The sequence below is a fragment of the Enterococcus sp. DIV0213h genome (assembly GCF_051711285.1).
Lineage (GTDB): Bacteria > Bacillota > Bacilli > Lactobacillales > Enterococcaceae > Enterococcus_D > Enterococcus_D casseliflavus.
This window is the reverse complement of sequence record NZ_JBIOMH010000001.1, coordinates 3422820-3446068: the sequence shown is the minus strand read 5'-3', so window position 1 is coordinate 3446068 and position 23249 is coordinate 3422820. Positions and strand designations below refer to the sequence as shown.

The following is a 23249-nucleotide window of genomic DNA, read 5'->3' as shown; positions in this document are numbered from 1 at the left end:
CGACACCTTAACGTGCCGAGGACTGATGGTTTTTTCGTTCGATACAAAATAAGATCGGCGGTTGGTTGCGCTGATTGATAAATTGATAGGAAAGGACATTGAATGCCTCTTGCGGCAGCTGTTGACAAAAGGAGTGGACTTCTTTCAGCTCTGCTTCGCCGCCAGCGTGTCCATAATAGCAGACGAGGATGATTCTACCTTTCGGGGCTAAACGTGTCAGTAAAGCTTCTAAAGCCGTTTTCGTTGTATCAGGCAGCGTGATGATCGCTTTGTCCCCTTTCGGCAAGTAGCCTAAATTGAAAATGGCGGCGTGAACCGGACCACTCACAACCTCTGCCAACGTCTCATGGCCTTGATGGATCAGCTGGACTTGCGCCAACAGCTCTTTTTCAGCCAACCGCTTTTTGGTAGCTTGCAGGGCTTGTTCTTGAATATCAAACGCAAACACCTGACCAGTTGGGCCAACTAAGGAAGCCAGTAATTCCGTGTCGAAGCCGTTGCCCATCGTGGCATCAACGGCGGTTTGTCCCGGCTGCAGAACTTCTTTTAAAAGGGTGTGGCTATAGCGCATGGCGGTCGGCAGCATTGACAGGCTCCTTTCGCACGTTGAATTTTCCTTGATAGGAGTTGCGGCGCAGCATTTCTTGATCGATCTCATTCAAGACTTCCCATTTTTTCAAACTCCACATTGGACCTACCAGAGAATCCCATGGTGCATCGCCTGTCAAGCGATGAATGATGATCTCTGGGGGGATCATTTCTAACTGATCGCAGATCAATGACACATAGGTATCGCGCCGCATCAATTGCAAACGTCCTTCATGATAATCCCGCAGCATCCGAGTATTGCGCATCAAATGCAGCAGGTGCAGTTTGATGCCTTGGATATCAGAATCTTGAATGGTGCGGCGGACATTTTCTTGCATCATCTCGATCGTCTCGCCTGGCAGGCCATTGATCAAATGGGTACAGACACGAATATTGTGTTTGCGCAGGCTGGCGACGCCGTCTAAGTAAGTTTGATAATCATGGGCGCGGTTGATGGCATTGCTCGTGGTTTCAAACGTCGTTTGCAGTCCTAATTCGACCCATAAATAAAAGCGTTGATTGAGCTCTGCTAGATAGTCAACGACATCTTCTGGTAAGCAGTCTGGTCGGGTCCCAATGGAGATCCCGACAACACCAGGTAGTGTCAGCACTTGCTCGAAGCGTTCGCGGATCACTGCCACCGGTGCGTGGGTGTTCGTAAAGTTTTGAAAATAGACAATGTATTTGTCCACTTGCGGCCACTTTTTGTGCATCATGGCGATCTCTTTTTCAAACTGCTCTGGCAGTGGGGCTTCAGGAGCTACGATCATATCGCCAGAACCGGACACACTGCAAAATGTACAGCCGCCTTTGGCAACGGTGCCGTCACGATTGGGGCAGTCGAAGCCCGCATCGATGGGGACTTTAAAGATTTTTTCGCCAAATTCTTGCCGCAAAGCAAAGTTCCACGAATGGTATCGTTTGTTTTTATCTTCTGCATAAGGAAATGGATTCATTTTTTTACCTTCTTTTATAATTGTTTACGCGTGAAGCGCCAGACAAAGCGTTTTTGCAAGTAGTACGGATAGGTCAACAGCAGCCAAGACAGGCCAACACAAAAACCGCCTAACACATCACTGGGGAAATGCACACCAACATAAATACGGCTGATGCCGATGCAGCCAATCAAAAGGCCCAGCAAAAGGCGGATGCCCCATTGCCAAAAAGGCTGCTTAAAGAAAACTGGGACCAAGAAGAGCAAGGTTCCATAAAAAATCATACTGCCCGTCGAGTGTCCACTGGGGAAACTGAAACTTGATTCCGTGACTAAGTGTTCAAGAGTTGGGCGCTCCCGTAAAAAGACCAGTTTGATCAATGGATTAAAGAGCCCAGCAATCCCGATGGTACCAATACTGAGCCATAGGGCTTCAGCATAATATTTGTTGATCACTAAGACAGCTAAAACAGCGAGAAAAAGCAAGATGATCGTGGTAGGATTCGCAAATTTTGTGACCCATAGAAAAAACGGTGTCCAAAACGGGTAGCCGCTGCGGATGATGCGAGTCAAGGTTTCGTCAAAGGAGACCAACCAAGTAGGGTAAAATTTCACGACATAGCCGAGAAAAACGAACAGCAGTAAAAAGCAACTGCCCGCAAATTGAAAATAAAGTTTTTTATGCATGGATAAGCCTCGTTTCTAGAGAATTTCTGTCAATTATTGTCATTAAGTCAAAGAGACATCTAGAAGGTATTATAGCATTTATCACAAGTCGGAAAAAGCGCGGAACGAGCAAGGTGTTACTCGTCTGAGCAAGCGATACGTTTATCGGGAGCAGGCCAATTGCTTCATTGCAATAAATGTTCGTTTGATTACAAAGAGTTTACAGTTTCTGAAATCGGCTCAAATACCTTTTATAAATTCTTAAGAAATTGTATACTAAACCTACGTTCACTATAAGGAAAAAACGGAGGAATAACGGACATGAACACGAGTCAATCAAGAAAAGTACATCGTCAAGCAGACCAATCGGGCGATAAGTATCGAGTGATCAAAAAAAGTGCAGTTGTTTTAGGAACAACACTGACTGCTTGCTCTGTTGTAGCTCCATTGGTGTCATCGGTTCAAGCAGAAGCCGTAGAGACCTCGATCGCCCAAGTTTCTACTAGCAATTTTGCCGCGCCGAATACTTCCGCGTTTATTGCTGAAATCGCTACGTACGCCCAACCTGTGGCAAACGCCAATGATCTATATGCTTCTGTGATGATCGCGCAAGCCATTTTAGAAAGTGGTTGGGGCCGAAGCAGCTTATCAAAAGCACCGAATTACAATCTTTTCGGAATCAAAGGCAGCTATAACGGTCAAACCGTTTATATGAGTACCTTAGAATATTTGAACAACCAATGGTTGACTATGAATGAACCCTTTAAGCGTTACCCATCTTACACGCAATCATTTGAAGATAACGCACGTACTTTACGCTCAACTTCTTTACAAAGCGGTGTCGCGTATTATTCTGGCGCTTGGAAAAGCAATACGACTTCATATCTTGATGCAACCGCATGGCTAGCAGGACGTTATGCGACTGCACCAAACTATGCCTCTTCACTGAATGCCGTGATCCAGCAATTTGGGTTGACGAAATATGACACGCCAGCTTCTGGCAATGCCGGTGGTGGCGCCACAGCCAGTGCTTCAACGAGTACGACGACCACGACATCAGCTGTCAGCACGAGCGGTAGTCAAACCTATACAGTCGCTTCGGGGGACTCAGTCTGGTCGATCGCCAACAAACATGGCATCTCCATGGATCAGTTGCGCAGTTTGAACAATATCAAAAACGATTTTGTTTATCCAGGACAAACCTTGAAAGTCAACGGCAGCGCCCAAAGTACTTCGGCAACTTCAACGGTATCGATCGTCAATCGCAATGCTTCAGCAACTACATCAGGCAATACCTACACCGTAGTTTCTGGTGATTCCGTCTGGTCGATCGCCAATAAGCATGGCATTTCGATGGATCAATTTCGCAGTTTGAACAACATCAAAAATGATTTTGTCTATCCAGGGCAAAAAGTTGTCGTTAGCGGTGGTTCGTCTACGAATACCAGCAGTACTACGACCGTCAGCACGGCATCAACGGCTAGCCAAAGCAGTGGCGGCACCTACACGGTGGCAGCTGGCGATTCAGTCTGGTCGATCGCTAACAAGCATGGCATCTCGATGGATCAGTTCCGCAGCTTGAACAATATTAAAAATGACTATGTTTATCCAGGTCAAAAGGTGGTTGTCAGCGGTAGTTCTACCCGTACAAGTACAACGACGAGCACGACCGTCAGCAGCCAAACCAGCAGCAGTGCTGCAGGCAACACCTATACGGTGGCTTCTGGTGATTCAGTCTGGTCAGTTGCCAATAAACACGGGATTTCGATGGACCAATTCCGCAGCTGGAACAACATCAAAAATGATTTTATCTATCCAGGACAAAAGGTGGTCGTCAAGCAAGGCGGCACGGCAGCTACTACCAGCACTTCAGCGACAAATGGTACCTACAAGGTCGCATCGGGGGATTCTGTTTGGGGGATCGCAGATAAGTTCGGCATCACGACGGATCAATTTATCCAATGGAACAATATTCAAAATAACTTTATTTACCCAGGACAAACAGTTAGGGTAAAATAGATTGCTATTCCTAATGATTTTTGTTAGGATAAGTGCAAAGAAACTTTCACGTTTGAGAAGGAATAGTAGAAGTACGGTGGGACTTTTAGAGAGTGCATGGTTGGTGGAAATGCACAGCACACCTTTCGAACTCGTCTTCGAGTGATATCTGACTGAACCTGATTTGGCTAGGCAGATACGGCGATGGCCGTTAAAACATCGAGGTCTGCTTTTTTGAGGAGCAGATAAACTTAGGTGGTACCACGTTGATAACGTCCTATAAAAATCATAGCGATTTTTATAGGACTTTTTTTAAGTTTTGCTGGTTGATTTGACGAGCAAAACACCAATTTTTTAGGAGGAGTCCATCGTGAATTACAATCACAAAGAAATCGAAAAAAAATGGCAAAAATATTGGGCAAAGAAAAATGAATTCAACACCCATGATGAGCCGGACAAACCAAAATTTTATGCGCTAGATATGTTCCCATATCCATCTGGACAAGGATTACATGTCGGACATCCAGAAGGCTATACAGCTACGGATATCTTGAGCCGCTTCAAACGCAGCCAAGGGTACAATGTACTGCACCCAATGGGCTGGGATGCCTTTGGTCTGCCTGCCGAACAATATGCATTAGACACTGGAAATGATCCAGCGGAATTCACGAAGAAAAATATTGAGACCTTCCGCCGTCAAATCAATGCGCTAGGATTCAGCTATGACTGGAATCGTGAAATCAATACGACAGATCCCGAGTACTACAAGTGGACGCAATGGATCTTTACCAAGCTTTATGAAAAAGGGTTAGCTTATGAAGCCGAAGTTCCAGTAAACTGGGTACCAGAGCTTGGGACCGTGATCGCCAATGAAGAAGTCATTGACGGCAAAAGCGAACGGGGCGGCTACGATGTGATCCGCAAACCGATGCGCCAATGGATGCTGAAAATCACAGCGTATGCTGATCGTTTGTTGGACGATTTAGAAGAAGTTGATTGGCCAGAAAGCATCAAAGAAATGCAACGCAATTGGATCGGACGTTCGGTCGGAGCCAACGTTACGTTTAAAGTGGCAGGGATGGAAAAAGACTTTACCGTCTTTACGACTCGCCCAGATACCTTGTTTGGTGCGACCTACGCCGTATTGGCACCAGAACATGAGCTAGTGGCCCAAATCACTACACCAGAACAAAAAGCAGCCATTGATGCCTATGTAGAAGAAGCGTCGAAAAAATCTGATTTGAACCGAACAGATTTGGCCAAAGAAAAAACTGGTGTCTTCACAGGTGCCTATGCCATCAATCCCGTGAATGGTAAAGAGATCCCGATTTGGATCGCCGATTATGTTTTGGCTTCTTATGGAACAGGTGCGATCATGGCGGTTCCTGCCCATGACGAACGTGACCACGAATTTGCCAAAACATTTGGCTTAGAGATCATTCCTGTATTGGCAGGGGGCAACGTGGAAGAATCTGCCTATACCGAAGATGGACTGCATATCAATTCAGACTTTTTGGATGGGCTAGACAAAGAGACAGCCATCGAAAAAATGGTCGCATGGTTGGAAGAAAACCACGTTGGGAAAAAAGAAGTCAGCTATCGTCTTCGCGATTGGTTGTTCTCTCGCCAACGGTATTGGGGAGAGCCAATCCCAATCATCCATTGGGAAGATGGTACGACTACGACGCTTCCTGAAGATCAGCTGCCGTTGCGTTTGCCAAAAACCGACAATATCAAACCAAGCGGTACTGGTGAATCGCCATTAGCCAATGTCACAGATTGGGTCAATGTCACCGACCCTGAAACCGGGAAAAAAGGACGTCGTGAAACCAATACGATGCCGCAATGGGCTGGAAGCTCATGGTATTTCTTGCGCTTTATCGATCCTCATAATAAGTCTGTTTTGGCAGACTACGACAAATTGAAACGCTGGATGCCAGTCGATATTTATATCGGTGGCGCAGAGCACGCTGTCTTGCACTTGCTTTATGCTCGCTTCTGGCATAAATTCTTGTATGATATCGGTGTCGTGCCAACGAAAGAACCATTTGAAAAATTGTTCAACCAAGGGATGATCCTTGGGGAAAACAATGAAAAAATGTCAAAATCCCGCGGCAACGTCGTCAATCCAGATGATGTCATCAATCAATACGGTGCGGATACTTTGCGTCTATATGAAATGTTTATGGGACCATTGGATGCATCGATCGCTTGGAATGAGAATGGTCTTGAAGGCAGTCGTAAATTCTTGGATCGTGTGTGGCGCTTGATCGTCGATGAAAATGGCAAAATGCGTGACCGCATCACGACATTCAACGATGGCAAATTGTCGAAAGTTTACCATCAAACCGTTAAGAAAGTGACGGAAGATTTTGAGCAGCTGCACTTCAATACGGCGATTTCCCAATTGATGGTCTTTGTCAATGAAGCGTACAAAGCCGATGCCTTGCCTTACGAATATGTCGAAGGATTTGTGCAGCTATTGGCTCCGATCGCACCGCATATCGGGGAAGAGCTATGGTCGATCCTCGGGAATGACCATGGGATCTCTTATGTGCCATGGCCAACCTATGACGAAAGTGCCCTAGTGGAAGACGAGATCGAAGTCGTCTTTCAAGTCAACGGCAAAGTTCGCGCCAAAGCAATGGTGCCAGCGGATGCCGAAAAAGCAGTGCTTGAACAATTGGCGCAAGAAAACGAACTTGTCCAAGAACAGCTCCAAGGAAAAACGATCCGTAAAGTGATCGTCGTACCGAACAAATTGGTCAATATCGTTGCAAACTAAACGCTAAAAAATAGCTGCCTAGCAGATCGAGGGTCTGTTAGGCAGCTTTTTGGTGACGACAAAGAAAAAAAGTGTTACTGAGTAGTTCTCAGCAACACTTTTTTGTTATTTTTTGCGAATGATCCCATAGAACAAAGCGGCTGTTGCGACCAATGGAATCAAGATCACTAGTAGAAAGCCGTTTGGATACGTAGCGCGAGTGAAAATTTCTGATGAAGCATCACTTCCGCCAAATAGATGATTGGAAATCATGAACTGAGCCATCATAGCAACGATTGCGACAAAACCAATTGCAGCACCAGTACCGACGAAAATTTTTTTCTTTGCGTTGTTCATTACATTTGCCCCTTTTATAGTCTCTATGTATCATTATACAAAATTTGGATGCGTGTTCAATCTGATTTTGTCAAATAATTGATTCGTAATACACTTGAAATGTTTCTGACATATTTAAGCACCAGAAGAGTAAAAATTCCCCTGTAGACCGATCATATTATTCGCTGATCCTCACGGACTCTCGTATAATAAAGTAAGAGAAAAGAAAGAGGGGACTTACATGGAGTATCAATCATTTGAAGGCCAGTCGGCTTTTTTTGAAGATTATGCACGGATTGCCAAACCTGGCTATGAGGAAGAGGCAGTCACTGCCGATGTCTTGGAACAGTTGAATCAACAATTAACAGAAGAAGAGCTGTTTTACCGTTTAGCAGCCGAAGATGCCAAAGAAGGGCAAGTCTTTTTGTTTCCTTTCAGCAAACGAATGTTTACCGAAGACCTTGACGCCGCCATTTCAACAGAATTCCGTTATGATGGCGCACCCTATGTCTATGAGACTTACGAAGACGAACAACCTTAGTCACGCAGAAAAAAAACTTTCAGATGATCTGTTAAATCATCTGAAAGTTTTTTTGTTGAGGCAACTTGTTGCTATTGGTGTTTGGCTTGCTGCTGCGCTAAGGTCAAGTCACCGATGTAAGGGACTTTTTTTCCAGCGACTTTCAAGTATTGTTCGGCGCCTTTGCCCGCAATAATCACGATATCCTTACTGTCTGCTTCAGCAATCGCTGATTTGACGGCTTGAGCCCGATCCATCTCATGAATGATGGCAACTTCAGGATTGGTGATCGCAGCTGCGATTTCTTTTGCGATCGCAGCTGCTTCTTCAAAATCAGGATCATCGCTGGTCAGGTAGACTTTGTCCGCATATTCTCCTAGCGCTCGTCCCATATCTGCTCGGCGAGATTGGGCTTTGCCGCCAGCACTGCCAGTGACAAAAAGCAGGCGGCCTTCTGGACGCAATTGGCGGGCAAGTTCACTTAATGATTGGAAGCTAAGGTAATTGTGAGCATAGTCAACGATCATGACTGCACCATTTTCTTTTTCTAAAACGATCATTCGTCCAGGGATGATCACTGTCGGCAGGACTTTCTGAGCGTCTTCACGAGAGGCACCCGCTAAGCAGGCAGCTAAAATCGCAGCTGCAGCGTTCTCATGGTTGAAAGAACCTAAGATCCCCAGTTGATATTCACCAGAGACTTGCAAGACATCAGAAGCAGCTGACAGCGCAAAGCCTTTTAGATCTGTCCCTTCTTGGACGACATAATCGGCGTCTGAACGTCCGTAGGTAATATAAGGAACTTGATGGACTTCACAAGTTTCTCGCAGCAAGTGGTAGTGATCGCTTTGGCGATTTAAAATCATCTGTTTGCTGTTGCGGATCAGTTCCCGTTTGCAGTAAAGGTAATCGTCATAAGTTGGATGTTCCACTGGTCCAATGTGATCAGGCGAAATATTTAAGAACGCGCCAATATCAAAGGTAATACCGACGACCCGTTTGGTTTTATAGGCTTGGGAAGAAACCTCCATCACAAGATGGGTCATGCCGTTTGCGACAGCCTCGGACATCATCTTATAAAGATCCAGTGTTTCGGGGGTCGTCAACACTGCTTCATTAAAGGTTCTTCCGTCGACTGAGTTTTCCTCAGATGAAAAGAATGCTACTTTTTGACCCGTCGATTCTGCTAAAATCGCCCGAGCAAAATAGGCGCAGCTGGTTTTGCCTTTTGTTCCAGTGATGCCGATGGTCACCAGCTGTTCTTGAGGATGGCCATAAAACGCTTGAGCGATCACTGCCATCGTTTCTCGAATGTCGGTGACGATGATTCCATAAGTTGCAAAGTTGTCATAGGGCGTTTCTGAAATGTAGCACTGAATCCCTTGGTCAATGGCGGCAGCCAGGTAGCTTTCTTTAAAAGAAGCTCCTTTACAGAAAAAAAGCGTCGCCGCATCGGCTGTTCGCGAGTCGTAGCTTAATGAGGTAAAGGCAAGATCAGTCATTTCTTGCGGCACGGTATAAACCCAATCAGTGGGGGTGATGATTTCTTTCAATAGGTTTTCCTGCAATAAGAGCTTGCGGATCTGTGGCACGGTAATGAGTTCCTTTTGCATCGTTGTTCTCCTTCATTCCTCTAAAGATTTCTCTTATTATAGCATAACTCCTAAAAACCGCCGTTTGGGAGGGAAAAGTTTTCTTTTTTTTCTCCTTATTTTGAAGAAACTTTAAGATGTTGCAAAAATAGATTGCGACCAACCCTTTTTCGAATTAAAATGGAAGGGATATGTTTGTAGAAAGTTGGAGATAATGGCGATGGATAAACACATGCGTTCAGTGTCAAAAGAATTAACTACACAAGAAAAAATGGCTCAAGGATCTGCTTGGATGACGATGGGAAATATCGGCTCACGTTTGCTTGGCGCCATTTACATTTTACCCTGGTATTATTGGATGGGCGCAAATGCGGATAAAGCAAATGCGTTGTTTGGAATGGGCTATAATGTTTACGCCTTATTTTTAATGATCTCCACTGCGGGGATCCCTTCAGCAATTGCCAAACAGATTTCTTTTTACAATTCTCGCCAAGAATACCGCACGAGCCAGAAGCTCTTTTTAAGAGCGTTTCAATTGATGGCAGGTTTTGGCGTGGTGACCGCTGGAATCATGTATTTGGCAGCCCCATGGTTGGCAACGGCTTCAGGCGGAGGCGCAGAATTGATTCCTGCGATGCGCTCATTGAGTATTGCTTTATTGGTTTTTCCTTGTATGAGTGTCATGCGAGGGTATTTCCAAGGAAACCAAGACATGAAACCTTTTGCGATCTCGCAAGTCGTTGAACAAATCGCTCGTGTCTGTTATATGCTTTTGGCGACCTTCATCATTATGCGGGTCATCGAAGGCGAATACACGGCAGCCGTGACGCAATCGACCTTTGCCGCCTTTATCGGTGTCTTAGCCAGCATTTTGGTATTAGGCTATTACTTCCAAAAGCAGCGGGTGCGGATGGATGTTTTAGTCGATATGAGCAAAGAAGAAACGGTGCTGCAAACCAAAGAATTGGTTTTAGCGACCATCAAAGAAGCGATCCCTTTTATTATCGTAGGCTCAGGGATCACGATTTTAAAATTGGTGGATCAGTACACCTTTGTTCGAATGATGAGCAGTTTTACCGAATTTTCAAATGATCAGCTCTTAGAACTAATGGCGATTTTCGGCAGCAACCCTGATAAGCTGACGATGGTGGTTATCGGATTAGCTACTTCCATGGCTTCAACGGGACTGCCTTTGATCAGTGAAGCAGTCGCCAAAAAAGACAAAAAGAACTTAGCCAAATTGATCAGCAACAACTTGCAATTGTATTCCTTTGTAATGTTTCCAGCGACTTTTGGGATGATCGTACTGTCTTATCCTCTATACACCTTGTTTTATCGTCCAGATGCGTTAGGGGCGAGCGTCTTAGTCGCTGCCTGTCTGTCTGGTCTGGTCTTGGGCTTGTTTATGCTTAGTTCGAGTATGCTGCAAGGGATGTACCACAACAAAGAAGCGGTTGTTTTCTTCTTTGTAGGATTACTGGTGAAAGTGATCTTGCAGTATCCAGCGATTCGTTTGTTCCAAGTCTACGGTCCATTGGTTTCTACCACGATTGCCTTAGGGATCGTCTGCTGGTTAAATATTCGCAAAATGATTCGCAAAGGCCATTTCAATGTAAACTTAACGTTGCGACGGACATTATTGATTGGCGCGATGACGATCATTATGGTGATCGCAGCGTTGATCGCTCGCCAACTCTTTGGGCTTGTCTTGAGCTCTGAAAGAAAAGCCCAAGCCTTTATCTTGAGCTTGCTAGTAGCAGGAGTCGGCGGCAGTGTATACATCTACATTGCGCTGAAATTGCGTTTAGCTGAAAAACTACTCGGCTCATCAATGGTACGTTTACGCCAGAAATTACACATCAAATAAAACCAGAAGCAGCCGCTGAGCCTCCTTTGTGAGACCTTGGCGGCTGTTTTATATGAAAGGAAGAAACCAATGCGTTTAGACAAGTTTTTAGCGGATATGGGCTATGGCTCCCGCAAAGAAGTGAAACAGTTGATCAAAAAAGGGCTCGTGACCGTCAATGGACAAGTCATCAAAAGTGACAAAGCACAAGTACAAGAAACACAAGATACCGTTTGTTTTGAGGGGGAACCCATCGCCTATCAAAGCCAGTTTTATTATTTGCTGAATAAACCCGCCGGCGTGATTTCGGCAACCGTCGATTCCTATGAAGAGACGGTCTTAGATTTGTTTTCTGAAGAAGCATTTCGCGAAGATCTGTTTCCAGTAGGACGGTTGGATAAAGACACCGAAGGCTTTTTGCTGATTACGAACGATGGCGGATTGGCGCATCAATTATTGTCGCCTAAGAAGCATGTGGAAAAAGAATATTATGCTCAAGTCGAGGGAATCATGACAGCGGAGGATCAAAAAATCTTTGCCAAAGGCATCAAATTAGACGGCGAGTGGACTTTGCCGGCTGAGCTGCAGATCCTCAACGTCGATGAAGACGAAATGCGCAGCGAGATCAAACTTATCCTCCATGAAGGCAAGTTTCATCAAGTCAAACGGATGGTCCATGCAGTAGGAAAAGAAGTCGTTTATTTGAAACGGATTCGCATGGGCGGGCTGTCCTTGCCAGATGATTTGGCATTAGGCGAGTATCGGGAATTAACGTCTGAGGAATTGGCGAAGTTGCAAGAGCGAGGATAAGGCGATTGGCGAGCTAAAGAAATTCTTATAAAAGTTGTTATTCGGCTGCAATATTTGTAAAAAAAGCCCATTTTATAGGTAATTTACATGAAAATTTGCAACAATAGACTTTAAACTGTTGGAAAAACCCTCTTTTTTTTCATGAATAAGCATGTTAAAGTAGCCAAGCTACTAAAAAAAAGAAGGAGTTGCCTCATTGAAGAAAAAGATTTTTTTATTGCTCGCCCTTACGTTGCCGCTTTTCCAGCCAGCTGTCAGTTATGCTGCTGAAACGAAGAGCACTGAGGAACTGACGGTTTTGACTGCAGAACTTGCCACGTATGAAGAGGAAGTCACCACTAGCCAACAGAAAGTCACAGCGCTGGAAAGTCAATTAGCGGATTATCAGGAAGAATTAACCCAATTAGCACAAGAAAGCCAGGAAGTTCAAAGGCAGATCGCTGCTCTGAATGACCAAAAAGCCCAGCATCAAGAAAGCCAAGCGCCAAGCAGCCTGGTAGTCGACGGACCACAAGCCACGATCCAACAACTACGCAAGTTTAGTGAACAACAAGCGGCTTTAAGGGAAGTGAACCAACAATTGGCGGAAAAAGAAGCCCAACAGCAACGAATCACTTCGTACCAAACCTTGACGCAAGCCCAATTAGTACATAGTAAAGAACAACTAGCAACAGCAAAAGAAGAATTGCAGAGCCAACAAGAGCAGCTGCAGCAAACGCAAGCGCAAGTACAAGACTTGCAAGAAAAAGTGGACAAAGAAGCAAAAGCCGCTGAAGAAGCAAAACAAAAAGCCAAAGAAGCAGCAGAGAAAGCAGCAGCCAGTGAATTTTCACTGCCAATCACGGGCGCCGTGTCGATCTCCAGCGGTTTTGGTACTCGAGCTGACCCAACTGGTTTTTCTGGGACGCAGCATGACGGGATCGACTTTACAGGTCAAGCGGGGGAGAAAATCGTCGCCGCTCGTGATGGTCAGGTAGAAGATGCTGGTTATGGTCCAAGCACGGGGAATTACGTGATTTTGGCTCATGATAACGGCTTTTACTCGTATTATTTTCACTTAACAGCTGTCAGTGTCTCGAAGGGGGCAACCGTTGCAGTTGGCGAGCAAGTCGGTACGATGGGGACGACTGGAAACTCGACTGGCGTCCATTTGCACTTTGGATTGAGTAAGACGTTGTGGTCGGATTTCGTTGATCCAGCAGCTTACTTACCGCTATAAGCCAAAGCACCGAGTAGAAACATTGAAAAAAACATCTGAAACCAAAAAGCATGACTGACAAGAGAGGTTCCTCAAGTCGTCATGCTTTTTTTGTTTACCACAAGCCCGGTTGAGCGATGATCACTAACTGTTCTTTGGTAAAGGGATGCTCCAGATGCAATTCATAGCCATGTAGCAGCAAACGCGGCGCTGGTTTGTTTTGGTAAAGCGGGTCACCGACGACTGGATGACCGATACTGGCAAGGTGGACGCGAATTTGGTGGGTCCTCCCCGTATCTAACACACAATACACATCGGTCGTCTTTTGTTGGGTGTGGGCGATGGTTACATGGGTGACGGCTGACTGACCGTTGCGGGGGTCAATGATCCGCTTGCGACGATCGTGACGGTCACGACCAATTTTTTTGGCGATCGTTTGATCTTGCGTGAGTCTGCCCCAAACTGTGGCTTGATAGCGGCGGAAAATCTGTTTGTTTTCCAACATTCGGCCCAAGATCGGCAACACCAAAGGATTTTTTGCGAATAAAACGACACCGCTGGTTTCTTTGTCTAGACGATGGACCACATAAGGCTGCTGCTGTTTCGGCGCAAGGTAAGCAGCGGCATCATTCAATAGGGTATCTGCTTCTAATGGCTGATTGGGGTGCGTCTTGACCCCCGCAGGCTTGTTCAGCACCAATAAGTGCTCATCTTCAAAAAGTACGTCGACTTTGTCTGCTTGGCCTAACTGGATCGGCTGATAGCTGTAATCACTGTCTTCAATGATCAAAGTGATTTGATCGCCGCCACGAACTTCTTGATGAAACATCGCGGGCTGCTGATTGACGGTAACATTTTTCCGTGTGCGCAGAAAATGGCGCACTTTTCGTGGGACAAGCCACTCCCGTTCCAACAAATCGCGAAGCGGCATGGGCGGGTGATTTTTGGGTAAAGTCATGGTGTATTCCATAAAAACGTCCTTTCTTTGCTGTTCGCTATCGACTATTATAGCATCTTTAAGCTTTTCTTATAAAAAAAACAATAAAAAACAGAGCATTCAATGCTAGAATAATAAAGCATTCTTTTCGAATGAAATTACGTCTAGAGCCGTATAACAAAGAAAGTCATTTATGCTACACTTAACCAAAGGAGCGTGAAGTAATGGATTGGAAACACATCCTTCACAAAATAAAGACCGGTTGGCTGACCTTTTGGCGCTGGTTAAAACCGTATTTGCAGCAATTTCATCAATGGCGCAAGCGGGTTTGGAAAAAATACCACGTAAATAAAATTTTTATTTTACTTAGTTTAGTTGCTATCTTAATCATGAGCGGGTATTTGTTTTATATCGCCAAAAATACGAAAGTCAGTGAATTAGAGTCAGGTCTGAAAGAATCGACGGTGATTTTTGATGCCAATGGCGATGAAGCAGGGCAGTTGTACTCGCAAAAAGGCACGTACGTTTCTCTTGATGCCATTTCCAGTGATGTGGTCAACGCCTTGATCTCAACCGAAGACCGCAACTTCTATAATCACCACGGGTTTGATATCAAGGGGATCGCTCGAGCAGCCCTGCGCATGCTGGTCAACCGCAGTGCCGAAGGCGGTGGGGGAAGTACCATCACCCAGCAGCTTGCCAAAAATGCCTATCTGTCCTTGGATCAAACCTTTAGTCGAAAAGCCAAGGAGCTTTTCTTAGCGATCGAGATCGAGAAGAAATATTCCAAAGATGAGATTTTGGAAATGTATTTGAACAGTTCCTATTTCGGTAACGGGGTTTGGGGCATTCAAGATGCCTCGCTAAAATATTTCGGTGTCAATGCTTCTGAACTAAGCGTGGGAGAAGCTGCGACGTTGGTGGGGATGCTCAAAGGTCCTTCGATCTATAACCCGATCGACAATCTAGAAAACGCCACGAACCGTCGCGATACCGTCTTGAGTTTGATGGTGGATAACGGCAAGTTGGACCAGTCCGTTGCTGACCAAGAATCACAAGTTGCCTTAGCCAATTTACTGTATGATGGATTTGGCAATTCAGAATCTGGCTATAAGTATCCTTATTATTTCGATGCGGTCATCGATGAAGCTGAATCCTATGGGTTGGACGCCGATGATGTCATGAATCGCGGCTACAAGATCTATACAGCACTGGATCAAAACTACCAAGCGCAAATGGAAGCTGCCTATAAAAACGATGCCTTGTTCCCTGAAAATGCCGCTGATGGCACGATGGTGCAATCAGGCTCTGTCGCACTTGATCCGAATACCGGTGGGGTGCAAGCGGTGGTGGGTCGTCGTGGCGAGCACGTCTTTAGAGGCTTTAATTTTGCCACGCAAATGAAACGTTCACCAGGCTCCACGATCAAACCGATCAGCGTCTTCGCCCCTGCCCTAGAAGCTGGGTTTGAACCCGATAGTATCCTGAAAGACGAGCCCCTCGATTTTTATGATGCTCAAAACTTTGATGGGACCTATGCTGGCGAAGCAGTCATGTATCAAGCCCTCGCCCAAAGCCTGAATCTGCCAGCAGTTTGGCTGTTGCATGAGATCGGCTTAGATCGTGGGTACAGCAAAGCACAAGAGTTTGGACTTTCCTTGACCGAATCCGACAAATATTATGGCTTAGCATTAGGTGGTTTGGAAAAAGGGGAATCACCCATGACGATGGCAGCAGCGTATGGCGTTTTCGCAAATGGCGGGTATTACTACAAACCGCATTTGATCACCAAAATCGTTGATTCAACTGGTGCCGTGATCGTTGACAATACGTCTGTGCAAGGCAAACGGGTGATTTCTAAAGAGACCGCTGATAAAATGACGAGCATGATGCTGGGCACCTTCTCTAACGGGACGGGTGTTAGTGCCAGTCCGTACGGCTTTACGATCGCCGGTAAGACGGGTACGACAGAGACCAACTTTGATGCTTCTAAGGTCAATGACCAATGGATCGTCGGCTATACTCCTGATATGGTTCTTTCAACTTGGTTAGGATTTGAGCATGTGAGTGAAGATCATTACTTAACAGGAACCAGTGGGCAAGTCGTTGGGAAAATATTCAAAGCAGAGGCCGAAAGCTTACTGCCTTATAGTCAAGGCACCCAATTCCAAGTTGCAGACGCTTATTGGACAGGCGGAAAACTGATGGCGGCCGATGAAGTACCAGATCCTGAGAGCAGTACGTCACAAAATGGCAATGATTGGCAGAAAACCATCGATGACTTTGCCGAAAGCGCCAAAGAAGGCATGAAGGAATTCGGCAGCAAGATCAAAGAAGGAACGAAAGAACTGTTTGGCGGCTTGTGGAATTCCATCAGCGGAAATTAAAGGAATTAGGCAACTGCTAGTCTAGAACCTGAGAAGAATGGTATACTAGAAAAAAAGAGGAGGCGTCAAAATGGCAAATATTTATGATACAGCAAACCAATTAGAACGTGAATTACGCGAGTCAGAACAGTTTCAAGATTTGAAAGGTTCCTTCGACCGCTTGAAAGCAAATGAAGAAGCGTATGCGTTATTCAAAGAGTTTCAAGAGTTGCAACAAAGCCTGCAACAAAAAATGATGGCTGGCGAAGAAATGACAGAAGAAGAAGCGCAAAAAGCCCAAGAATTATCGCAAAAAATTCAACAAGACGGCATTGTTTCTGACTTGATGCAAAAAGAGCAAGCCTTCAGCTTAGTAGCTAATGACTTGAACCGCATCATCATGGGTCCTGTAAGAGATCTATACGAAGCGTAATCGCCAACCAACAAAGACCAAAGAAGCAAGTGAATCTTCAGAGCAATCGGCTGCAACTGCAAGAGCCTTTTCCAAAGAAGTTTCAAAATCGCTTCTTTGGTTTTTTTTATGAAAAAGGCGAACAAATTTTCGTATTTTGCTGACGAAATGCCTGAGAAATGTTATGATAGAAGCATTAAGGAGGGAGAAAGAAATGCGATTTTTACATAGTGCAGACCTGCATATCGACCGGTCATTTGAAGGGGTTCATTTGTTATCTGAAAAAGTGAAGACCCAACTCCCTGCCATCAATCAAAAAATCATCCGTAATTTGGTGGATGTTGCCTTAGAAAAAGCGGTCGATTTTGTTTTGCTGGCTGGGGATACATTCCATCAAGCACGGCCGAGTCTAAAAGTGCAGCATGACTTTTTTGCCCAACTGCAACGACTAGGGGAAGCACAGATCCCTGTCTATATGATTTTCGGCAACCATGATTATTATGATCCGCAACGGTATTGGTTTGCTTTTCCAGAAAACGTCATTCTCTTTTCATCAGAAGAAGTTCAAACGGTTCAAGGAACAACGAAAAACGGTGAAACCTATGCAATCAGTGGATTTAGCTACCAACATCCTTGGATCACTGAAAATAAAGTAACAGAATTTCCTGCAAGAGCAGCGGTGGATTACCATATCGGGCTTTACCACGGGGACCAAGCTGGTGAACGGTATGCCCCCTTTTCAATCAGTGAAATGAAGCAAAAAGGCTATGATTATTGGGGCTTGGGGCACATCCATGTACCTAAGACGCTCTCAGAGCAGCCGCCAATCCTCTATCCCGGTACACCTCAAGGAAAGACCAAGAAAGAACAGGCGACTGGGGTGATTTTGGCAGACTTAACGCCGCAGGGACCAACGATCGAGCGCTTGGAGATCGCAGAGATCGCTTGGCAAAAGCAAGTGGTCTCCTTAGCGGATGTGACTGCCTCGAATGCCGTATTGCCAGCGATCATTGAGCGCTTAAAAAGTCCTGGTTCGCGCTTGCTGCATCTGGTGTTGACCGATGTGCAGCAGCTGCCGCCAGATTGGTTTCCAGCTGCGGAAAAAAATGAATGGCTGACCTACCTCAATGAACGGTTGGCACAAACAGAGCCGCTGCAAGTGATCTATGCCCTTGAAGTCGAGCAAGCCAATGAAGACAAGATCGCATTGGCGGTATCAGAAGATTATATGCTGCAGTTTTTAGCGATGTATGAGTCACCAGAGATGTTTGCGGACCGACTGTCGGATCTATTGCAGCATCCGCTGATCCAGCGGGGGATCACCCATGAATCATTTCAAGAAGAAGTCTTGCAGCAAGCCAAGCAATTGTTGAAAGACGACTTTCAATGGGAGGAGCAGTCATGAGAATTTTAAAAGCAGAGATTACCGGTTTTGGGAAATACCATGAACAAAGCTTTGCCTTTCATCCGCAAAATCAGCTGCTCTTCGGGCACAACGAGATCGGAAAATCGACGTTGTATCAATTTATTGCCGCCATCTTGTTTGGCTTTCCGAAAAAGACAGCCAAGAAAAAAGACTATACCCCCAAAAACGGTGCTGCTTACGGTGGCAAGTTATGGTTGGCGCTGGAACCCTTCGGCGAAGTGATCGTGGAACGCTATCGGCAAGTGGACCGTGGTCGTGCCAAAGTCCATGTCGCTGGCCAGACGGTCGATGAGCAATGGCTGGCACAACACCTGCAGCCCCTCAATCGAGCATTGTTCTTCGATGTCTTTACTTTTCAGCAAGAGCAATTGACCCAGATCGATAAGCTAGAAGAAAATGAGCTGCACCAAGCGTTGATTTCTCTAGGGATCAGCGGCAGTCAAAAAATGCTGCAGCAAGTGGCGCAATATGAAACCATCAATCAGCAGCAATACAAGCCACGAGGGCAAAAGCTGCCTTTGAACCAAGCGTTAAAACAATTAGAAAAACTGCAAAAAACGATTGCGGAAAAAGAAAGCGAAGAAAGCCGCATCCAACAGCAGTATCAACAGATCGCCCAGCTGCAAGAACAGATCCAAGACTTGCGGCACCAGTATCAAGCATTGAATGACGCTTATCAGGAAAATCAGCAACAGCTGAGTCACTGGGGCCTTTATGAAGAGTGGCAGCAAATGGCACCAGCAGATACGCTAGCCGATCCTCAGCAAGTCCAAGCCATCAAACAGTTTTATCAGCAGTATCAGCAGCTGACGGAAGAAATTCGCAAAAAAGAAGCCGAATTAGATCAGTTGGAGCAAGGAAAAGAATCAGACAAGTATTTCTTTTACCTTGATCACGAGCATCAGATCAATCACTTGCTGCAGCAGCAAGTGACGATGGCGCGTTTGGCAGATCGTGAAGCAGCAGCCAATCAACAAGAAACTGTCGCCATCACAGAGTTGAATCGCTTGATTGAAAAGCGCCAGTGGAGCAGAGAATCGCCGCCGCTAGTAACGGCTTCGATCCATGAACAAACCACACGTTTACTGCAAGAACGTGTGCAGTTAGAAGAGCTCGAAAAGCGCATGAGGCATTTAGAAGAAAAAGCGCAACCTTTGCAAGCCACCGCGGCCCGCTTAGAACAGCAGCATCCTCAATTGATTGGCCGCAAGCCCGTTTCTCGCCCACTATGGCCGCTAGGGATCGTCGGTGGGCTAGTCGCAGTGATCGGTATCTTTTTGCCGAGTCCCTGGCGCTGGCTTGCATTAGGTGCGGGGATCGCAGCGATCATCGGCAGTATTTTGCCGCTGATGAAAGCAGCACCAAACAAGCAGCAAGGCATCAAGCAAGAATGGCAGACGGTCCTCATGCAGTTGGATCTACTGGGCGAAGAGTTGGCACAGCTGGAAAATGAACAGCAGCAAAAGCAACAGCAGATCAGTCGTGCCCACCAAGCGTTGACACCCTTTTTTGGTGATTTGCCGGTGGAAAACTGGCAGTCGTATCTATTCGCCTATGATGAAGATGTTGCTAGCTATCAAGCCTACTCGCAGCAGCGCAAGCAAGCCTATCAAGAACGGCAAGCTGTCACGGAAGAATTGGCACCCTTTGAGGAGCAATTCCGTCCGTATGCGGAGTGGCTGCCGCTGCAAAACAAAACCTTGTTAGAAAAAGCGGCGATGTTGCAGAAGTTTCATGAAGAGATGCAAACGATCAAGCTTTCGCGGTTGCAACAACCTAGCACGTTATTGGCCCAACAATTGACCCGTACCCGCAACGAACGCGACCAGCTGTTTGCCCAAGCCAGTGCGCTCTTGCAGCAGCAAGGGTTAGATCACCCTGCAGAAATCAGCCTCTGGTTGAAGCAATGGGAAGCAGCGCAGCGCACGCAGCAGCGAGCAGAAGAATTGGCGGGGATGTTAACACCGATCTATCCCAAACCAGTCACACAAGCAGAATTGCTGCAGCAAAAAGACCAGATCAAGCAGCAGCAAACACAGCTTCAGGCACAAATGCAGCAGTTGACGGAGCACAAACAGCGCTTAGAATTAGAAGCAGCAGCCAGTCAAAAAAACGGCACCTTGAATCAGCTTTATCAAGAAGAAAGTGAGCTGAAGGCGGTCATTGAAGAACTCGCTGTGGCATGGGGCAGTCGTCAGTTGGCGGCTTCAATTTTGACGGATGTCACGACTGAATTGTCAGAACAGCAATTGCCGCAGCTATTGTCAGCCGCTTCGACTTATTTTGAACAGCTTTCAAACGGACGTTATCAAAAGATTCTTCTGGAAAATGGTCTGTTAGTAGCGGCAAATGCCAGCGAGACCTTTTCGATCATTGACTTGTCCACAGGAACGAAGGATCAGTTGATCATGGCGTTACGTTTCGGTTATCTAGCGCTGCAAAAAAATCACCCGTTGTGCCCGATCATTATTGATGATGGTTGGTTGCATTATGACAGTGTTCGTAAGGAACGCTTCGCAGCACTATTAAAAGAGTTTGGACAAAGTTATCAAGTAATTTGTTTGTCTTCTGACCAAGAAATGGTAAGCTATTATCAGAAGTACCAGCAGCCTATCCAGGATCTGAGTAAAGGAAGTGAAAGATTTGGCTGATCGGCCAAATAAGCCCATGAAAAAAATTCGTGAATTAACTGTTGATGAAACGTTTCAACTTTTCTTACTGATCAAAAATGCCGATGTACGGATCGCGAAAAACGGCAAAAAGTTTATTGCCTTCACGTTTCAGGATACATCTGGCACGATCGATGGAAAGTTTTGGGATGCATCAGATGAAGAAATCGCCCGTTTTGAACCCGGGAAAGTGGTACTACTAGATGGGAAACGAGAAGTTTACCAAGGCAATCCGCAAGTCAAAATCATGCATTTGCGTTTAGCGAAGCCGGAAGAACCCCACGAACCAAGCCAATACATGGAAAAAGCGCCCTTGCGAAAAGAAGAGATGGAAGAAGAAATCAGTCAAACCTTGTTTGAGATCACAAATCCTCACTGGAATCGCATCGTCCGTTTCTTGTTGAACAAGTATAAAAAGGAATTCTTTGATTTTCCAGCTGCGAAGCGCAATCACCATGCCTTCGCCAGTGGATTGGCGTATCATACGACAACTATGTTGCGCTTAGGAAAAGCGATCGTCAAAGAATACCCTGAATTAAATGCGTCACTGCTGTATGCGGGCATTATTTTACATGATTTAGGAAAAGTGATCGAGTTGACAGGTCCCATGACGACAGAATATACCTTAGCGGGGAATCTAGTAGGGCATTTGGTCTTAGTGGATGAAGAAATCACGCAAGCCTGTATTGCTTTGAAATTTGATGACAAACAAGAAGACATCGTTGTTTTGCGGCATATGGTCTTAGCCCACCATGGTTTATTAGAATATGGGTCACCTGTTCGGCCCCGCATAATGGAAGCGGAGATCCTCCATCAGATCGATAATTTGGATGCTTCCATGCAAATGATGCTGACCTCGATCCGCCTGACAGAACCTGGTCAATACACAGACCGAATTTTTGGCATGGACAATCGGAGTTTTTATGTACCGAAAGAAGTGTAGCAGTGATGTTGCAGCTTGATCGATCAAAGTGAATGATAGAAAGAACAAAAACCACGCTAGGCTTGCTTAGCGTGGCTTTTTTAGCTGCTGGAAAAAGCAGTTGAATCGTAGATAGAAATCTAATCGGCACAAAAAAAGAAGCACCGCTATGACGGCACTTCTTTTTTCGTTTATTCAGCAGAAGAATCTGTAGCACTTTCACTTGTTGCAGTAGAATCATCGGTTGCCTCAGTAGCAGAAGAATCTGCTGCTGAGCTGTCTGTTGCATCCGTTGCAGAAGAGTCAGCAGTTGAATCTTCTGTTTCGGCAGCTGTGATGTAATCAGAAAGCAAGTCTGCTAAGTCAGAGTCTTTCATTTTCACATTGGCTGCTTGCAATTCTTGACCGATCGTTGCTGCCATAAAGGTTGAATCATTCAACAACGTGTTTTGAGCAATTTCAGTCAATTCATCTTTGTATTTATCCATATCGTTGCCTTTGTCTTGGTTTTTCACCATTTTCACGATATAGTATTCCGTCGTATAAGTCGACGTGTTGGTTGCAGAGATCACTTCAGAGATTTCACCATCTTTTAAATCAAAAGCGGCTGTTTTCACTTCGTTTGGCACAGCAGTTGACGTAGAATCGAATTTGATCGTTCCGCCATCTTCTTTTGTTGCTGCATCCGTTGATTTTTCTTTAGCGATTTCGCCAAAGTCAGCATCATCTTTTTTCGCTTCTTCTAAGACATCTTTGGCATCATCTTCACTTGCTACTTTGATGATTTGTGCTTCTACTTCTGGGTGGAAAGAATCCCAAGCAGTTTTCATTTCTTCATCAGTAATATCCATGTTGGCTTTTAAGCCTTCACGTAACGCAAGCTGTTCTTTCAATTCTGCACGGTAAGATTTCACCGTATAACCAGAAGCAGTCAAGGTTGATTCAAAGGAATCACTACCGCCGTATTGTTCAGCCACGTTGTTGAATTGTTCGTCGATCATTTCTTCAGTCACGTCATCGCCGTATTTTTCATTAAAGACTTTTAAGACGATCATTTGACGCAACGCTTGTTGGTTTTCTGAACTTGTTTTTGCCTTGTCATAAAAATCTTGAACAGTGATTTTACCGCCCTTCATTGTTGCGATTTCCTCACTTGAGTTTCCACAAGCCGCTAATGCAAAAAGACTCATTGCACTGACTGCTACTAAAAGTAATTTTTTCTTCATTCGTTTAAGCACTCCTAATTCTAAAAAGATTCATAATAA

Annotated in this window: 18 protein-coding genes and 1 other annotated feature; of the genes, 11 read left to right on the top strand and 7 right to left on the bottom strand. The window is 45.4% G+C overall.

The genetic code is table 11. The features are described 5' to 3' along the window. Window positions 1–7 precede the first annotated feature (7 nt). The 3 genes from IGI77_RS16070 to IGI77_RS16060 are packed head-to-tail and all read right to left on the bottom strand — an operon-like array spanning window position 8 to window position 2209. Window positions 8–586 carry a tRNA (mnm(5)s(2)U34)-methyltransferase gene (locus IGI77_RS16070; protein ID WP_015510496.1) on the bottom strand — a complete coding sequence of 193 codons (579 nt, stop codon included), beginning with the start codon at window positions 584–586 and terminating at the stop codon, window positions 8–10. Further along, complete coding sequence (locus IGI77_RS16065) at window positions 561–1544, bottom strand: TIGR01212 family radical SAM protein (protein WP_010749006.1); 984 nt, start codon at window positions 1542–1544, stop codon at window positions 561–563. The genes IGI77_RS16070 and IGI77_RS16065 overlap by 26 nt, the downstream gene beginning before the upstream one ends. A gap of 14 nt (window positions 1545–1558) precedes the next feature. Continuing rightward, the gene (locus IGI77_RS16060; RefSeq protein WP_015510495.1) at window positions 1559–2209 is read right to left on the bottom strand and encodes a phosphatase PAP2 family protein; all 651 of its coding nucleotides are present in this window, start codon (window positions 2207–2209) and stop codon (window positions 1559–1561) included. Window positions 2210–2509: 300 nt separating this feature from the next. Between IGI77_RS16060 and IGI77_RS16055 the strand changes: the two genes are divergently transcribed. Both IGI77_RS16055 and leuS read left to right on the top strand, forming a co-directional pair. Further along, window positions 2510–4207, top strand: coding sequence for a LysM peptidoglycan-binding domain-containing protein (locus IGI77_RS16055; RefSeq protein WP_081116953.1), 1698 nt, complete (start codon window positions 2510–2512; stop codon window positions 4205–4207). Window positions 4208–4249: 42 nt separating this feature from the next. Then, window positions 4250–4469 (top strand) — a binding site (T-box leader). 87 nt (window positions 4470–4556) lie between these two features. Continuing rightward, window positions 4557–6971, top strand: coding sequence for a leucine--tRNA ligase (gene leuS / locus IGI77_RS16050; protein WP_010749009.1), 2415 nt, complete (start codon window positions 4557–4559; stop codon window positions 6969–6971). 105 nt (window positions 6972–7076) lie between these two features. Here the strand turns inward: leuS and IGI77_RS16045 are convergent, their stop codons facing one another. Further along, window positions 7077–7307 carry a hypothetical protein gene (locus tag IGI77_RS16045; RefSeq protein WP_005227680.1) on the bottom strand — a complete coding sequence of 77 codons (231 nt, stop codon included), beginning with the start codon at window positions 7305–7307 and terminating at the stop codon, window positions 7077–7079. Window positions 7308–7527: 220 nt separating this feature from the next. Between IGI77_RS16045 and IGI77_RS16040 the strand changes: the two genes are divergently transcribed. Next, on the top strand, window positions 7528–7827 hold the full coding sequence (locus tag IGI77_RS16040; protein WP_005227682.1) for a DUF5960 family protein: 300 nt from the start codon (window positions 7528–7530) through the stop codon (window positions 7825–7827). A 71-nt stretch (window positions 7828–7898) separates the two neighbouring features. Here IGI77_RS16040 and murE read toward each other — a convergent pair whose 3' ends face one another. Next, window positions 7899–9419: a UDP-N-acetylmuramyl-tripeptide synthetase gene (murE, locus tag IGI77_RS16035; RefSeq protein WP_438770341.1), complete on the bottom strand. Its 1521-nt coding sequence runs from the start codon at window positions 9417–9419 to the stop codon at window positions 7899–7901. A 199-nt stretch (window positions 9420–9618) separates the two neighbouring features. Here murE and IGI77_RS16030 point away from each other — a divergent pair, with 199 nt between their 5' ends. From IGI77_RS16030 to IGI77_RS16020, 3 genes are all read left to right on the top strand, one after another. After that, a complete protein-coding gene (locus IGI77_RS16030; protein WP_438770340.1) occupies window positions 9619–11265 on the top strand; it encodes a putative polysaccharide biosynthesis protein in 1647 nt (548 codons plus the stop codon). Window positions 11266–11334: 69 nt separating this feature from the next. Continuing rightward, window positions 11335–12054 carry a pseudouridine synthase gene (locus tag IGI77_RS16025; RefSeq protein WP_118215432.1) on the top strand — a complete coding sequence of 240 codons (720 nt, stop codon included), beginning with the start codon at window positions 11335–11337 and terminating at the stop codon, window positions 12052–12054. A gap of 196 nt (window positions 12055–12250) precedes the next feature. Next, a complete protein-coding gene (locus IGI77_RS16020) occupies window positions 12251–13273 on the top strand; it encodes a peptidoglycan DD-metalloendopeptidase family protein (RefSeq protein WP_438770339.1) in 1023 nt (340 codons plus the stop codon). A 94-nt stretch (window positions 13274–13367) separates the two neighbouring features. Here IGI77_RS16020 and IGI77_RS16015 read toward each other — a convergent pair whose 3' ends face one another. Then, the gene (locus tag IGI77_RS16015) at window positions 13368–14222 is read right to left on the bottom strand and encodes an RluA family pseudouridine synthase (RefSeq protein ID WP_123834803.1); all 855 of its coding nucleotides are present in this window, start codon (window positions 14220–14222) and stop codon (window positions 13368–13370) included. A gap of 191 nt (window positions 14223–14413) precedes the next feature. Between IGI77_RS16015 and IGI77_RS16010 the strand changes: the two genes are divergently transcribed. The 5 genes from IGI77_RS16010 to IGI77_RS15990 all read left to right on the top strand — a co-directional run bounded on the left by IGI77_RS16010 (window position 14414) and on the right by IGI77_RS15990 (window position 22005). Then, window positions 14414–16576, top strand: coding sequence for a PBP1A family penicillin-binding protein (locus IGI77_RS16010; protein ID WP_005227705.1), 2163 nt, complete (start codon window positions 14414–14416; stop codon window positions 16574–16576). 70 nt (window positions 16577–16646) lie between these two features. Then, entirely contained in the window at window positions 16647–16988 is a 342-nt protein-coding gene (locus IGI77_RS16005) for a YlbF family regulator (protein ID WP_005227708.1), read from the top strand. 193 nt (window positions 16989–17181) lie between these two features. Further along, window positions 17182–18372 (top strand): metallophosphoesterase family protein, encoded by a 1191-nt coding sequence (locus IGI77_RS16000; protein WP_016609954.1) that lies wholly within the window; start codon window positions 17182–17184, stop codon window positions 18370–18372. Beyond that, window positions 18369–21044, top strand: coding sequence for an AAA family ATPase (locus IGI77_RS15995; protein WP_336681737.1), 2676 nt, complete (start codon window positions 18369–18371; stop codon window positions 21042–21044). The genes IGI77_RS16000 and IGI77_RS15995 overlap by 4 nt, the downstream gene beginning before the upstream one ends. Window positions 21045–21060: 16 nt before the next feature. Beyond that, on the top strand, window positions 21061–22005 hold the full coding sequence (locus tag IGI77_RS15990) for a 3'-5' exoribonuclease YhaM family protein (protein ID WP_026008117.1): 945 nt from the start codon (window positions 21061–21063) through the stop codon (window positions 22003–22005). A 170-nt stretch (window positions 22006–22175) separates the two neighbouring features. Here the strand turns inward: IGI77_RS15990 and IGI77_RS15985 are convergent, their stop codons facing one another. Next, entirely contained in the window at window positions 22176–23210 is a 1035-nt protein-coding gene (locus IGI77_RS15985) for a peptidylprolyl isomerase (RefSeq protein ID WP_005227715.1), read from the bottom strand. Window positions 23211–23249 lie beyond the last annotated feature (39 nt).